The organism is Pseudomonas sp. BF-B-30 (assembly GCF_019956305.1).
Taxonomy (GTDB): domain Bacteria; phylum Pseudomonadota; class Gammaproteobacteria; order Pseudomonadales; family Pseudomonadaceae; genus Aquipseudomonas; species Aquipseudomonas jessenii.
The window spans coordinates 125,336-139,915 of record NZ_JAHBDG010000003.1; the positions used below are offsets into that span (position 1 = coordinate 125,336).

The 14,580-nt window shown below is 58.9% G+C and carries 16 protein-coding genes; 3 read left to right on the plus strand and 13 right to left on the minus strand.

What is annotated here, in order from left to right:
- The first annotated feature begins 2 nt into the window (after positions 1-2).
- Complete coding sequence (locus tag KGB29_RS02155) at positions 3-1,415, plus strand: aldehyde dehydrogenase family protein (protein WP_150812752.1); 1,413 nt, start codon at positions 3-5, stop codon at positions 1,413-1,415.
- Positions 1,416-1,583: 168 nt separating this feature from the next.
- The gene (locus KGB29_RS02160) at positions 1,584-1,895 is read left to right on the plus strand and encodes a hypothetical protein (RefSeq protein WP_223504134.1); all 312 of its coding nucleotides are present in this window, start codon (positions 1,584-1,586) and stop codon (positions 1,893-1,895) included.
- Between the two features lie 110 nt (positions 1,896-2,005).
- Here KGB29_RS02160 and KGB29_RS02165 read toward each other — a convergent pair whose 3' ends face one another.
- From KGB29_RS02165 to KGB29_RS02205, 9 genes are all read right to left on the minus strand, one after another.
- Complete coding sequence (locus tag KGB29_RS02165) at positions 2,006-2,347, minus strand: hypothetical protein (protein WP_150812753.1); 342 nt, start codon at positions 2,345-2,347, stop codon at positions 2,006-2,008.
- 247 nt (positions 2,348-2,594) lie between these two features.
- Positions 2,595-3,410, minus strand: coding sequence for an HpcH/HpaI aldolase/citrate lyase family protein (locus KGB29_RS02170; protein ID WP_150812754.1), 816 nt, complete (start codon positions 3,408-3,410; stop codon positions 2,595-2,597).
- Positions 3,407-4,249: a MaoC family dehydratase N-terminal domain-containing protein gene (locus tag KGB29_RS02175; RefSeq protein WP_150812755.1), complete on the minus strand. Its 843-nt coding sequence runs from the start codon at positions 4,247-4,249 to the stop codon at positions 3,407-3,409. The genes KGB29_RS02170 and KGB29_RS02175 overlap by 4 nt, the downstream gene beginning before the upstream one ends.
- Before the next feature lie 25 nt (positions 4,250-4,274).
- A complete protein-coding gene (locus KGB29_RS02180) occupies positions 4,275-5,219 on the minus strand; it encodes an electron transfer flavoprotein subunit alpha/FixB family protein (RefSeq protein ID WP_150812756.1) in 945 nt (314 codons plus the stop codon).
- Between the two features lie 16 nt (positions 5,220-5,235).
- Positions 5,236-6,000, minus strand: coding sequence for an electron transfer flavoprotein subunit beta/FixA family protein (locus tag KGB29_RS02185; RefSeq protein WP_150812757.1), 765 nt, complete (start codon positions 5,998-6,000; stop codon positions 5,236-5,238).
- A gap of 37 nt (positions 6,001-6,037) precedes the next feature.
- Positions 6,038-7,240: a CaiB/BaiF CoA transferase family protein gene (locus tag KGB29_RS02190; protein ID WP_191626084.1), complete on the minus strand. Its 1,203-nt coding sequence runs from the start codon at positions 7,238-7,240 to the stop codon at positions 6,038-6,040.
- Positions 7,241-7,260: 20 nt separating this feature from the next.
- A complete protein-coding gene (locus KGB29_RS02195; protein WP_150812759.1) occupies positions 7,261-8,424 on the minus strand; it encodes an acyl-CoA dehydrogenase family protein in 1,164 nt (387 codons plus the stop codon).
- Between the two features lie 66 nt (positions 8,425-8,490).
- Positions 8,491-9,087 (minus strand): thiamine pyrophosphate-dependent enzyme, encoded by a 597-nt coding sequence (locus KGB29_RS02200; protein WP_150812760.1) that lies wholly within the window; start codon positions 9,085-9,087, stop codon positions 8,491-8,493.
- Complete coding sequence (locus KGB29_RS02205) at positions 9,075-9,614, minus strand: thiamine pyrophosphate-binding protein (RefSeq protein ID WP_007896342.1); 540 nt, start codon at positions 9,612-9,614, stop codon at positions 9,075-9,077. Before KGB29_RS02205 ends, KGB29_RS02200 begins: the two co-directional genes overlap by 13 nt.
- A gap of 323 nt (positions 9,615-9,937) precedes the next feature.
- Between KGB29_RS02205 and KGB29_RS02210 the strand changes: the two genes are divergently transcribed.
- Positions 9,938-11,242 (plus strand): dicarboxylate/amino acid:cation symporter, encoded by a 1,305-nt coding sequence (locus KGB29_RS02210; RefSeq protein ID WP_150812761.1) that lies wholly within the window; start codon positions 9,938-9,940, stop codon positions 11,240-11,242.
- A 57-nt stretch (positions 11,243-11,299) separates the two neighbouring features.
- On the opposite strand, the gene KGB29_RS02215 is transcribed toward KGB29_RS02210, so the two are convergent.
- From KGB29_RS02215 to KGB29_RS02230, 4 genes are read right to left on the minus strand one after another with little or no spacing between them, the layout of a single operon-like run.
- Positions 11,300-12,514: a pyridoxal phosphate-dependent aminotransferase gene (locus tag KGB29_RS02215; protein WP_150812762.1), complete on the minus strand. Its 1,215-nt coding sequence runs from the start codon at positions 12,512-12,514 to the stop codon at positions 11,300-11,302.
- Positions 12,511-13,149: an RraA family protein gene (locus KGB29_RS02220; RefSeq protein WP_150812763.1), complete on the minus strand. Its 639-nt coding sequence runs from the start codon at positions 13,147-13,149 to the stop codon at positions 12,511-12,513. The genes KGB29_RS02215 and KGB29_RS02220 overlap by 4 nt, the downstream gene beginning before the upstream one ends.
- Positions 13,149-13,811 (minus strand): RraA family protein, encoded by a 663-nt coding sequence (locus KGB29_RS02225; protein WP_150812764.1) that lies wholly within the window; start codon positions 13,809-13,811, stop codon positions 13,149-13,151. Before KGB29_RS02225 ends, KGB29_RS02220 begins: the two co-directional genes overlap by 1 nt.
- Positions 13,811-14,476 carry an RraA family protein gene (locus KGB29_RS02230; protein WP_150812765.1) on the minus strand — a complete coding sequence of 222 codons (666 nt, stop codon included), beginning with the start codon at positions 14,474-14,476 and terminating at the stop codon, positions 13,811-13,813. The genes KGB29_RS02225 and KGB29_RS02230 overlap by 1 nt, the downstream gene beginning before the upstream one ends.
- Positions 14,477-14,580 lie beyond the last annotated feature (104 nt).

The following is a 14,580-nucleotide window of genomic DNA, read 5'->3' on the forward strand; positions in this document are numbered from 1 at the left end:
CTGTGAAACTATCGCGCCTGGTTCTGGATATCGTGGAGCCGCCCATTGAAGTCTTTAACGCCTATGACGGTTCCGTCATCGGTAGCGTAACGAATGTCTGTGCGTCGCAAGTTCCGCAGTTATTGGAGACGGGACGCAGTGGTAGACGAGCATGCGCCGCATTAGCGCGTCATCGTCGGGCTCGCATTCTTGAGCAAGCCGCAATCAATATTGAACGTGATGCCGGAGTGTTTGCCAGGCTGATCGTCGATGAGGCCGGAAAGACCCTCAAACAGGCGGAAAAGGAGGTCAAACGCTGCGTCAACACCCTCAAGCTATCGGCCGAGGAGGCCAGGCGCAATGCTGGGGAGGTGGTGCCTTTCGATGCTTATGAAGGCTCCGAATCGCGTCAGGGCTGGTTTTCTCGCGAGCCCTTGGGCCTGATCGTCGCGATCACGCCGTACAACGATCCGTTGAACCTGGTGGCGCATAAACTCGGTCCGGCCATTGCGGGCGGTAACGCGGTGATTCTCAAACCATCCGAGCTCGCGCCATTGTCGGCGATTAAACTGGTGTCTTATCTGGTCGCAGCAGGCTTGCCTGAATCAGTGGTTACAGTCGCCACCGGCGGCGCAGAACTGGGCAAGGCGTTGGTCGCCGCCCGTGAGGTGCGGATGATTTCCTTCACCGGCGGTTTCGTCACCGCAGAGCAGATTGCCCGCACGGCCGGGTTGAAGAAACTGGCCATGGACCTGGGCGGCAATGCGCCGGTAATCGTCATGGGCGATTGCGACCTTCAGGCGGCTGTCGAGAGTTGCGTGTCCGGAGCCTTTTGGGCTGCGGGACAGAACTGCGTAGGCACCCAGCGCTTGCTTATTCAGGCGTCGATTTATGAAGCGTTCCGAGAGCGTTTTGTCAGTCAGGCCCGTGCGCTTGTGGTCGGCGATCCATTACTGGCCGATACCGATATCGGCCCCATGATTACTGCGCATGCTGCGCAGAATGCAGAGCAAGTGGTGAACGAGGCCTTGCAGGAGGGCGCCACGTTGCTCTGCGGCCATCGGCGTGAAGGATCGTGCTATGCCGCCACCGTGTTGGAAAACGTCGATCACTCCAGTCGACTCTGGCGCAATGAAGTCTTCGCTCCTGTGGTGGTATTGCAGCTTTTCGAAACCTTCGATGAAGCCATTGCGTTGGCCAATGAGCCCGAATACAGCCTGCATGCCGGGATCTTCACCAATGATCTGGCTACGGCGATGAGTGCTGCCCGGAGGATCGAAGCCGGAGGGGTGATGATCAACGACTCTTCCGACTACCGCTTCGACGCGATGCCGTTTGGCGGTTCCAAGTACGGTAGCCTGGGCCGGGAAGGCGTACGTTTTGCCTATGAGGAAATGACCCAACCCAAGGTGGTGTGCCTTAACACGTTGGGTTAGTCGATTCGCGGTAAATGGATCAGCTCGTATGGCATTGGGTCGGTTTGGTCACCTGCCCAATGCGTTTTACTGAATGGGGAGAAGAAGTTGAATATTTCCACTGAGCTGGATAATCGCCAAAAAAGCGTCTGTTGCGTTCTGGGGGCGGGGGGCGGTGAGATCTGAAGAATGACGACTTCTGGCCGCTTTGTGCATGTCGTGGCCGACCGAAATCGAACCGAAGCTGGCAGCAAAGCTTTGAGGGGACGGACAGTATTAAAGAGTCTTCCCAGTGTGGGCGTACGAAGGGTCATAAAATTCGAGGACGGCACTGACCTGATCAACCTGAGTACCAGCGGATTGGCCTTTGCGAATCTCACTGTTGGAGAGCAGAACGGTGAGGCCGTCATAACCGTCACTGACCAGCCGGGTGTGGGAAGCATCACCTTGACCGGTGTCCCACAGGCAGCCATCACCGAGGCGGACTTCGCCTTTACCTGAGTAATCGGCGCATGCTCACGCCAGGTGATGGCGTGAGCATGCCGAGGAAAAGGGGAGGTATTTCCTTGCTCCGAATGTGCTCGGAGGTGACTTGTGGCGGTTGCGATGATCTATGCCTGAATTCCTATGTCACCTTGTGCAGCTTGTAACGCTCGCTCCTCGGTCAGCGGCGTTAAAGTTGGTTGCGCGTTGCTGGCGTGCAAGTAAAGAAAGTAGTGCCCTGAATCGTCCAGCAATACCCGGCACAGTTCTGATGGCCGAAAGTTGTTACCGATATAAATACTTTCCTTGAGGATCTCGAAAGATTTGATCCCATGCTGTCGCATAGTCGTTTCAAAGGCTTCGTAAAGACCCTCTCTGCGGCGTAGATTGTTTCGAGCATTTAGCTTGAAAAAAACCACCATCAGCACGGCATAGCTGATAAGGAGTATCACAAGGGCGCTAGTCCGCATGCGTGGAGCTCCATGTCCTCTCAATCGCTGTGCATCTCAGTGTAGGCGCGTTCCTGGTGGAGTTTAAGGGAAGGCACGCATCAAAAAATTCTCATAAGGGTCAGGCGAGTCTTTTTCGGACTCGCCCATCTTTTATTTGGCGACAGGTCTCGCCGGGCTTGGCGATTGGCTGGTTGATAGTGACGGTCCAGCCATACGGTCCGTGCGTTACAAAATTCGCGTACGGTGCAAGAGCGCTGCCGTTGAGTCAGGTCGCGCGCGCCAGGATGGCCTGCGCACGGCCAATGACAGGCGCGTCGACCATTTGCCCGTCGAGCACGAATACACCTTCACCCGAACTGGCGGCGTCCATGATGCGTTGTGCCCAGAGCAGTTCCTCCAGACCGGGTTTTAGCGCTTGATGGATAATCGCCACTTGGCTCGGATGGATACATAACGCGCCACCAAACCCCATGTCGCGGGCAAACTGAACGGTGCTGTGCAGGCCGACGGTGTCCTGTATGGAAGGAAACACGCCATCCAGCGCCGGAGCGAGGCCGGCCACCCGAGTCGCGAGCAGTACTGCGTATCGAGCGTGACTCAGGATCTCTTCGGCGGCAGGACTGCCGGTGGTCAAATTCAGGTCCAGGCCCAGATCAAGACTTCCGAATGACAAGCGCTCAACGCCTTGGGTCTGGGCAATCGCTTGGAGTTCGGCCAGGCCCTTGGCGCTTTCGATGATGGGCCAGATCGGTTTTTGAGTATTGGCGCCCGTGAGAACGTGCTCCGCGCTTTCTGCTTTGGGTAGCAAAATACCGATCACGCCAGCGTGTCGTCGACAAAGCTCCAGATCTGCCATGTGGGCCCAGTGATCCGGAGCATTGACCCGCACCAGAATCCGGGCTTGCGGATTGTCACTCAAAAAGCGCTCCAGGTTATCCCTCGCCTGTTCCTTGAGGTTCTCCTGTACGGCATCTTCCAAATCAACAATGACCCGGTCCGCACCGGTAGCGATGGCTTTGGGTATGCGCTCCGGACGAGTGGCCGGGACAAAAAGGGCGGAGCGAACAATGGAGGTATTCATGGTGTTTCTCCCGCGCTGAACTCGACTTCGCCGGTCTGCGCCATGCCGTCCTGATTACCTGCCCAGAGCTGTGCCTTGCCGCTATCAATCAGGCGTCCGCCGACCTCGAAAGGCTGAGGCGAAATCAAGGGACGGACGCCACGGAAGGTGAAGCGCTTCAAGCGCGCGTTCGGGTGCGCTTTGGTAAACGCGCGCAAATTCAGCGTGGCGATCAAAGGACCATGCACCACCAATCCCGGGTAACCCTCGGTCTCTGTGACGTATGGCCAGTCGTAGTGAATCCGGTGGCCATTGAAGGTGACGGCGGAGTAACGGAACAGCAAGGTCGGGGAGGGGACGACCAGGTCCCGCCATTGGCCCTCCGGTATCGCCTCGATGCCGCTCAGTTTGGGTGGAGTGGGTTCCCGATAGACAATGTCCTGCTCATCCTGCAGGGCGCGTTTGCCATCCTGAAAATACTCATGGCGCACCGTGACGAACAACAAGGAACCCGTGCGACCGTGCTTCTCTTCGACGTTGAGGATGGTTGACACACAGGTCACGTCAGCCTCCACCTTCAACGGCTGGTAAAACTCAAGTCGACTACCCGCCCACATGCGGTTGCGGTTGTGGGCGGGCGGCAGGAATCCCCCGAGCGCCGGATGACCGTCCGGACCCAGTTCGTCGGCGGTAACCGGTTCCTGAAAAAACGCCCAGTGCCACAAAGGCGGCAGCGATTCACCCGACCGGGGTACCGGCTCGCCCATCGTCGCGGCAATACGTTTGACCAAAGTAAAACTGATCCGGTCCTGGCTTTCCTGACGACGTCCAATCCAGGCTGAAAAATCGGAACTGCTCATATTTATCGCTCCTGTCAGTCGGCAATCAGGCCAGGGTGGCCATTTCTGGAATCGCTTCAAACAAGTCCGCCACCAGGCCGTAATCGGCCACCTGGAAGATCGGCGCTTCTTCGTCCTTGTTGATCGCAACGATCACTTTGGAGTCTTTCATGCCGGCCAGGTGCTGGATCGCGCCGGAGATACCGACGGCGATGTACAGCTGTGGAGCAACGATCTTGCCGGTCTGACCGACCTGCATGTCGTTGGGAACAAAACCTGCGTCGACCGCGGCGCGCGATGCACCGACGGCAGCGCCCAGCTTGTCGGCCAGGGCGTACAGGTGTTTGAAGTTGTCGCCGTTCTGCATACCGCGACCGCCGGAAACGACGATCTTGGCAGCGGTCAGTTCCGGACGATCGGACTTGGCCAGTTCTTCGCCAACGAAGCTTGCGATGCCAGCGTCGTGGGCAGTGCCAACAGCTTCAACGGCAGCGGAGCCACCTTCGGCTGCAACCGGGTCGAAACCGGTGGCACGCACGGTGATCACCTTGACCGCAGCGTTCGACTGAACGGTAGCGATGGCGTTACCGGCGTAGATCGGGCGCTTGAAGGTGTCAGCGCTTTCTACCGAGATGATCTCGGAGATCTGGTCAACGTCCAGTGCAGCGGCAACGCGCGGCAGGATGTTTTTGCCGTTGGAAGTGGCGGCAGCCAGGATGTGGCTGTAGCCCGTAGCCCCTGTTTCTTGGGCGAGAACTGCAACCAGAGGAGCGACGTTTTCCGGCAGCTGGTGCGCGTAGGCAGTGTTGTCAGCTACCAATACTTTGCTCACGCCAGCGATTTTCGCAGCGGCTTCAGCCACGGCACCCACACCCTGGCCAGCGACCAGAACGTGGATGTCGCCACCGATTTTGGCGGCAGCAGCAACGGTGTTCAGGGTGGCAGGAGCCACAACCTTGTTGTCGTGTTCTGCAATTACCAAGATAGTCATGATTCGGCTCCTTAACTCAAAGCACCTTCGCTTCGTTTTTCAGTTTTTCGACCAGTTCAGCCACCGACTTGACTTTGATACCCGCGCTGCGTGCAGCCGGCGCTTCGACTTTCAAAGTCTTGTTGGTGGAGGCGGTGGAAACGCCCAAAGCATCCGCAGTCACTACTTCGAGAGGCTTCTTCTTGGCTTTCATGATGTTTGGCAGAGACGCATAACGCGGCTCGTTCAAACGCAGGTCGGTGGTGACGATCGCCGGCAGTTTCAGGGAAACTGTCTGCGCGCCGCCGTCGATTTCACGGGTCACAGCTACGCTGTCGCCGCTGATTTCGACTTTCGAAGCGAACGTGCCCTGACCGTAGCCGCTCAATGCAGCGAGCATCTGGCCAGTCTGGTTGTTGTCGCTGTCGATGGCCTGTTTGCCAAGGATCACCAGCTGAGGCTGTTCCTTGTCGACAACAGCTTTCAACAGTTTGGCAACGGCCAGGGAAGTCAGGTCTTCGGCGGACTCGACGAGGATGGCGCGGTCGGCACCCAGAGCCAGCGCGGTGCGCAGTTGCTCTTGAGCGGTGGACGGGCCTACGGAGACAACGACGATTTCAGTCGCAACGCGCCCTTCTTGAATAGAGAGTTCTTTCAGGCGCACGGCTTCTTCCACGGCGATTTCGCAGAACGGGTTCATCGACATCTTGACGTTGGCGAGGTCGACGCCAGAGTTGTCGGCTTTCACGCGAACTTTCACGTTGTAATCGACCACTCGTTTCACAGCTACCAGGATCTTCATTGGGCAGTGTTCTCTCGAAAAACTTTGATCGTTGCCGTCAGATGGCACCGGTGGCACGCATTTGTTCAATGCGCTCTGCCCCCAGTCCCAGCTCCTTGAGCACTTGTTCGGTGTGTTGGCCAAGTCCTGGCACGGCATCCATGCGAGGTTCGAACGCACTGTTACTGCCGGGCGGGACCAGGCTCGGAACGGGGCCAGCAGAGGTTTCGACTGCTCGCCAGCGATCACGCGCCTGAAGTTGCGGATGGTCCCAGACACCTTGCATATCGTTCACTCGGGCGTTAGCGATTTGCGCCTGGTCCAGGCGATCGATCACCGCATCGAAGTTGAGCGTGGAGAACGATTCAACGATCAATTCCCGTAGCACATTGCGGTTTTCGACACGTTTGAAGTTGGCCGAGAAACGCGGGTCTTTGGCCAACCCGGGCGCAAGCAGCACCTTCTCGCAAAACAACTGCCATTCACGCTCGTTCTGCAAGCCCAGCATCACCGTGGTGCCGTCACCGACAGGGAAGGGACCGTAGGGGTAAATGGTGGCGTGTGCAGCGCCGGCGCGAGGGGGCGGAGGAGCTCCGTCATAGGCGTAGTACATTGGGTAGTTCATCCACTCGACCAGGCTTTCGAGCATCGAAACGTCGAGGTGGCTGCCTTCACCGGTGCGTTCACGCAACAACAGCGCAGACAGGATGCCGGTGTAGGCGTACATGCCGGCCGCGATATCGGCAATTGAACAACCGGCCTTGGCCATTTCTTCCTCGCCCTGGCCGCCGGTGACCGACAGGAATCCGCCTTCACTCTGGATCAACAGATCGTAGGCTTTCTTCTTCTCGTAGGGGCCACCGGCGCCATAGCCTGAAATGTCGCAGACGATCAGGCGCGGAAAACGCTGGTGCAGCACCTCGAATGACAGCCCCATTCGCGCGGCCGCACCGGGCGCCAGGTTCTGCACGAGCACATCGGCGGTGGCCAGCAAACTGTCCAGCACGTCGGCGGCACAATCCTGCTTCAGGTCGAGGGTCAGGCTTTCTTTTGAACGATTGGTCCAGACAAAGTGCGAGGCCAGACCGTTGACGCGTTGATCGTAGCCCCGGGCGAAATCGCCTGTGCCTGGACGTTCGACCTTGATCACCCTTGCGCCGAGATCGGCCAGTTGTCGGGTACAGAAGGGCGCGGCAATGGCATGCTCAAGGCTGACGACGGTAAGGCCATCGAGCGGACGGATGCTTTTGGGCTGGCTCATGATTTTTATCTCTCTTGTTATCAGAAAGAGCGCGGCAGCTCGAGCAGGTGTTCGGCAACGTAGGACAAGATCAGGTTGGTAGAGATGGGCGCTACCTGATACAGACGGGTTTCGCGGAATTTGCGTTCGACGTCGTATTCGCAGGCAAAGCCGAATCCTCCGTGGGTCTGCAAGCAGGCGTTAGCCGCTTCCCAGGACGCTTTCGCTGCCAGGTACTTGGCCATGTTGGCGCTGGCCCCGGCGTTGATGCCGCTGTCGTATTCTTCGCAGGCACGCCAGCGCATCAGGTCAGCCGCTTCGATTTCGATGTGGGCTTCGGCGATGGGGAACTGCACGCCCTGGTTCTGCCCGATAGGGCGCCCGAACACCACACGGTCTCGGGCATAAGCACTGGCCTTTTCGATAAACCAGCGACCGTCGCCGATGCATTCGGCAGCGATAAGTGTGCGTTCGGCATTCAGCCCGTCGAGGATGTACCGGAAGCCTTTGCCTTCCTCGCCGATCAGGCTGTCAGCGGGGATTTCCAGGTTGTCGAAGAACAGTTCGTTGGTTTCGTGATTGACCATGTTGGCGATCGGCTGCACGGTCATGCCGTTGCCGATGGCCTCGCGCAGGTCGACCAGAAAGATCGACATGCCTTCGGACTTTTTCTTCACCTCGGCCAAGGGCGTAGTGCGCGCCAGGAGGATCATCAGGTCGGAATGCTGGATTCGCGAGATCCACACTTTCTGCCCGTTGATCACGTACTTGTCGCCGCGTTTGATCGCGGTGGTCTTGATCTTGGTGGTATCGGTGCCGGTGGTGGGCTCGGTCACACCCATCGATTGCAGGCGCAGTTCACCGTTGGCCAGTTTCGGCAGGTAGTAGCTTTTCTGTGCCTCGCTGCCATGACGCAGCAGGGTGAACATGTTGTACATCTGCCCGTGAACGGTGCCGGAGTTGCCGCCACAGCGGTTCACTTCTTCGAGGATCACCGAGGCCTCGGCCAGCCCGAGGCCGGAGCCGCCATATTCGACAGGAATCATCGCAGCCAGCCAACCGGCGTCGGTCAGGGCCTTGACGAAGGTTTCCGGGAAACCTTTTTCTTCGTCGACTTTGCGCCAGTACGCGGCATCGAATTCAGCACACAAGGCGCGTACGCCTTCGCGGATGGCATTGAGTTCATCAGAGTTGCGGTCGGTCATTATTATTCTCCTCAACGCGTCACGCATGGCATCAGCCCTGCGTGACCGGGTTCGGGTAGGGCGCAATCAGATCGGGTTGAAACCCAGCGCAGCACGAAAGCGATTTTTGACGTAGTGACCATCACGGGGTGGCAGCACCCGGGGTGGGTTTTCTGCTTTGATCTTGATCGTCGCGAGCTTGACGCCGTCACGGGTAGCGAAGCGTTCGCGCAGGTCGTGTACGCCTTCCATGTCGCGAATTTCGTCGGTCCAACTGAAGCCGCAAGTCTTCGCCACCTGGTCCAGGGAAATACCGAAACCGGCGTGGCTGACTTGCATGCCGGTCTCGCCAAAGTGACCGTTGTCCAGCACTGCGATGGTCAGGTTGGCGGGCTTCTGCAGTGCTACCGTGGCCAGTGCGCCGAATCCCATGAGTAACTCACCGTCACCGGTGACTACCACCACCGACTTGTCCGGCTGGGCATTCGCCAGGCCCAGGCCGACCGTTATTGCGCTGCCCATGGCAGCCCAGAGGTAATAATTCAGATCATGGTCGCCGGCGGCCATGACGTCATAAGACGCTGAGCCCAGACCGGTCACGACCAGCACATCTTTGCGGTCGGCCAGCAAGGCTTTGACCACTTCGCGGCGGCACAGGGTGTGGTTTGCGCTTACTTGACCCATTTCTTTTCTCCAATCAGGCGCTGACCGAGCAGCAGGGCAGTGGCGGAATCACCGTTGAAGGCCATGGTTGCGGCACCGTGCAGCAGCGGGGCGACGTCTTCCGGGACATCTGCGCGCCAGGTCATGACCTTCATCAGGTTCAGGGAGGCTTCGGTGGCCTGGCCCATCGGGTTCTGCCACGCGTTGAATTCGGCCCAGTCGCCGCGCATGGTGACCACCATCAACAGCGGGAAGCCGGCACATACCTGAAGTGCCAGGGTGTTGATGCAGTTGCCGACACCACTGGACTGCATCAATAGGGCGCCGCGCTCACCGCCGAGCCAGGCGCCGGCGAGGTAGCCGATGCCTTCTTCTTCGGTGGTGAGGACAACGGCTTTGATGTCCGGGTCGGCATACGACATGCGGATGGCCGCCGAGTGACCTGCATCCGGTACGAAGACCACGTGTTTGACGTCGTGGGCCTTGAGCACGCGGAATACATCCTCCTGCCAATCCTGCCCCACGGTTTGTTCAGCTTCTGTTGACATGCCCATCTCCCAAGCAGTGCTGCTTTTGTGTTTTCACACATTCTGGGAGTGCTGAAGGAGAACGACGACTACCGTTTTTGTCTTTGAGATATGCCCGTTTTATATAGCTGGACGGTGAATGCATGGCGCAGTGGCGAACTGCGATAACCACAAAGTATGGGAAGGGCAAAGGTGCTGAGCCTGGGCGCCTGGCCATAGCATTTGGGCATATCAGCTAGAGCGTGATCCGCTCTTATTGACGGGGTGGGGCTAGGGTAGTTTTCGGCTACGTGGTTACAGCGCGTAACCGACGCAACTACAACAATAAGTAGGGGGCACACCTAATGAAAAACAGGCTACCGGCCGCGGCAGGCATTCTGATCGCCATGCTATTGGGGATTCTTATCGGCTACATGATTTTCCTGAACTTCCCGGACAAAGCGGCGGCGACGAGAGTGGCCGGTTACATCTCGATCGTCTCTGACATTTTTCTACGCCTGATCAAAATGCTCATTGGCCCTCTGGTGTTCTCGACCCTGGTGGTGGGCATCGCATACATGGGGGATGCCAGCGCTGTCGGCCGGGTGTTCGGCAAGGCACTGGGCTGGTTTTTGACGGCCTCGTTGATCTCGCTGTCGGTAGGGCTGGTCATGGCCAACCTGTTGCAACCCGGGCATAACCTGGGATTGCCATTACCAGAGGTGACCAGTGCGACCAACCTGCAAACGTCGGTGTTCACCCTCAAGGATTTCATGACACATCTGGTGCCCAAATCTTTCGCGGAGGCCATGGCCACCAACGAAATTCTTCAAATCGTGGTGTTCTCGATATTCTTCGGCGTTGCGCTGGCCTCCCTGGGCAAGAAAGCCGAGGGCCTGGTGAATGTCATCGAAGATCTGTCCCACGCGATGTTGAAGGTTACCGGTTATGTGATGAAGCTTGCTCCGCTGGCGGTGATGGCGGCCATGGCCGCGACCGTTTCAATTAACGGCCTGTCCATTCTGGTCAAGTTCGCCGTGTTCATGCGCGACTTCTATCTCGGGCTGATGGTGCTCTGGGTGATGCTGGTGTTTGCCGGCTGGATGTTTCTGGGGCGTCGGGTGTTCAAACTGGTGGTGCTGATCAGAGAGGCTTTCCTTCTGTCTTTCGCTACAGCCAGCTCCGAGTCGGCTTACCCGAAGATTCTTCATGCGCTGGATCGTTTTGGGGTCAAGCGCCGAATCTCGAGTTTCGTCATGCCCATGGGGTATTCCTTCAATCTTGACGGCTCGATGATGTACTGCACGTTTGCCGTACTGTTCATCGCTCAGGCCTATGGCATCGAGATGTCCATCGGCACGCAGATCACCATGTTGTTGACGTTGATGCTGACCTCCAAAGGCATGGCCGGCGTGCCCCGGGCTTCGTTGGTGGTGATTGCCGCGACGCTGACCCAGTTCGATATTCCCGAAGCCGGTTTGCTGCTGATTCTGGGGATCGACACCTTCCTCGATATGGGCCGCTCGGCCACCAACGCGGTGGGCAACTCCATCGCCACGGCTGTGGTGGCCAAATGGGAAGGCGAGTTGGTGAGTGAGGATAAGGCCGAGCGAGACGCCGCCGCGCTGGACGCTTCGGGTGGCGTGGGGGAGAAACCGCTGACTGTCTGACCCGTGCCGAGAAAAACGAAACCCGGCGATGGCCGGGTTCGTTCAAATACACTTGGGTTAACGCAGGGCGCTACAGAACGCGCGGATGGCCTCGCAGGCCTTGAGCAATGAAGCATCATCCAGGGCGTAGGCAATGCGAATGTAGGGGCCGAGGCCAAACGCGCTGCCATGCACCACCGCCACATTCGCTTCGTCGAGCAATGCGTGGGCGACGTCTTCATCGGTGAGCAGCGCTCGACCGCCCGCTGAGGTGCGACCGATCAGCCCCGCGCAGGAGGCGAACGCGTAAAACGCCCCGGCTGGGCTGACGCATTCAAGACCAGGTGTGGCGTTCAAAAGCTCCACCATCAAATCGCGACGCCCCTGAAAAGCGGCACGGCTTTCGCGGATGAAGTCCTTGGGCCCCTCCAGTGCGGCGAGTGCGGCCTGCTGTGAGATCGAGCTTGCACCTGAGGTTTGCTGACCTTGCAGTTTTTCCATGGCCTCCAGTAGCCAGCGTGGCCCGGTGGCAAAACCGATACGCCAGCCGGTCATGGCATAGGCCTTGGAAACACCGTTCATGGTCAGGGTTCGCGTGGCGAGCCGTGGTTCAACCTGGGCGAGGGTATGGAATACTTGATCGTCGAAGATCAGGTGTTCGTAGATGTCATCGGCCAGAATCAACACGTGAGGGTGTGCCAACAACACCTGCACCAAGGCTTGAAGCTCATCCCGGCTGTAAACTGCGCCCGTCGGGTTGGACGGCGAGTTGAGGATCAGCCAGCGGGTCTGCGGTGTGATCGCCGCGGTCAGTGCCGCGGGCGTCAGCTTGAATCCGGTATCGGCATCGCAAGTGACGATTCTGGTTTCACCACCACACAGTTGCACCATCTCCGGATAACTGACCCAGTACGGCGCCGGCACGATGACTTCGTCACCCTCATTGAGGGTCGCGGCCAGGGCGTTGTAGATCACCTGCTTGCCACCGTTGCAGACAAGGGTGTCTTGCCAGGTAACGTCCAGGCCGTTCTCACGACGGAACTTGGCGGCCACCGCTTCTCGCAGTGAGCGTACACCGGCGACCTGGGTGTAGCGGGTGTGGCCGTGTTCGATGGCGTGAATGGCCGCTTCACGTACATGTTCGGGTGTATCGAAATCTGGCTCGCCGGCGCACAGCGAAATGATCTTCGCACCTTGCGCCCGGCGCTCAGCCACTCTATCGATTATCCGATAGGTCGCGGAAGGTTGCGCACAGGCCAGGCGTTGGTTCAGACGTTGGATATCAGCGCTCATGCGCGGGTTCTCCATTCGGTAAGGTTCATCAGTTCCAGGGTCGAGCGACCTTCGGTCAATGCTTGCATCATCAGCGCCTCCTTGTTCGCGCGAGCTTCGCCTTCAGCGAGGGTACGTGCGGCATCCGACTTGGGAATGATGATCACGCCATCATCGTCGGCTACGACCAGGTCACCGACCGCCACGCCTACGCCATTGAAATTGAATGGCTGGCCCACGGAGGGCGCGCTGACCTTGACGGTGCCTTTGACCGAGATGCCGCGCGCGAATACTGGAAACTGGCGCTTCTTCAGCGCCGCGATATCACGAACGCCCCCATCAATGACCAGGCCGACCACGCCTGCCGCTTCGGCTGCCACGGTCAGCACTTCACCCCAGTAACCGGCGATGAAACTTCCCGTACCCACCACCAGAACGCTGCCGCGAGGCACGCGTTCCATTGCCAGGTGCAACGACAGGTTGTCACCCGGCGAGCACTCCAGTGGGTAGGCCGGCGCGGCGATGAAGGCACCGTCCCAGACGGGACGGATCGCGCTGTCGACCGCACAGGGCAGATGGGACGCTTCATACAGCGTCGAGCTGCCCAGGACTTTTGCTCGTTCGTGGAAATTCAACGGGAGGGGGAGCGTGGTCATCAGACTTTCCTCTGCAGGTGGTGGTAACCCAGTGCGGCGCGGGCTTGCTTGAGGGTTTTGCCTTGAGCGATCAGGGCTCGGATATCGGCTTCGACCGACTCGATCTGGCGGGCGCACGCGGCCACTTCAGTTGCCCGGGCGCGAGGCACAATCACCACGCCGTTGGCGTCGGCCACCACGATGTCCCGGGCACAGACGCGAGCCGTGCCGACAGACACTGGTTGATTGACCGACTGAACCTGTACGCGGTCCTTACCGGTGCGCATGAAGCGGCCCTTGCTGAAGATCGGATAGCCGTCGCTCAGCGCCTTGTTCACGTCTCGGCAAACACCGTCGATGACGGTGGCCGCAATCTGCCGGCTGCTGGCGTACTGGGTCATGATGTCGCCCCATACCGTGCAGTCTGTGCGGCCACTGTTGTCGATCACCACGACGTCACCGGGGAGCACGTCTTCGATGAAGTCGCCCACAGTACCGGGAGGCACGCTGGCCGAAACGTACTGCACGGTGAAGGCAGGTCCGACGATGACCTTGCTGTAATTGTCCAGCGGTGCCACGCCCAGGCATTGGCCGGGCAGGCCGAGTTTGTCCAGGGCATCGGAGACGCCAGGGGTGTCCAGGCCCTCAAACAGGGCGACAAGTGCTTGGTCTTCAAGATTCATCAGGAACGCTCCACCTGGATAGCTTCGAACTGGGTGTCATGCATCACTTCGGCCACTGAGCGGCCGCTGCGAACCGCTTCCACCATGCCGTCCTGGCGACGGGTAATGCGCTCGCCAAGATCGACTACCTTCTCGATGTAAGCCTGGGGCACGAACACCGTTCCGCAGTTATCGGCGATGACATAGTCGTCTTCGCTGACGTCGACGCCCGCCACATTGATCGTCACGGCGGCATCGATCTGCACCACCCGATTGCGCGCGCTGATCATGGTGACGCCACGGCCATATACCGGGTAGCCAATCGACTCGCTGCCATCGATATCGCGACTGAAGCCGTCGATGACCGTGCCGCGCACCTGTTTGCCGGCCGCGGCGTTGGCGAGAATGTCGCCCCAGCAGGAAATGCCCTCGATACCGCCGGCAATGACCAGCACGCGATCGTCGCTGTCAATCTGCTCCACTACCGGGGTGATCAGATGCACGGTGGGCACGCTGTCGGTTTTTGGCGCCAGCAACACGGTACTGGCGCGACCGATGATCTTCGGGCAGTTCCAAAGCGGGCGTAGTCCCACGGTGGCACCAGCCAGGCCGAGGAAGTCGAGGGCGTCGGATACCGTGTTGGTATCTAGCGCTGCCAAGCGATCCAGCAAACTCTTTTTGTTCATGGGGTAGCCCCTGCGGTGACGGAGGCGGCCAGTGTCGACGAGGCGATTTGATAGGTATATTACTAATCACAGAAGCGTTAGATACGCTAAACCTATGGAATAAT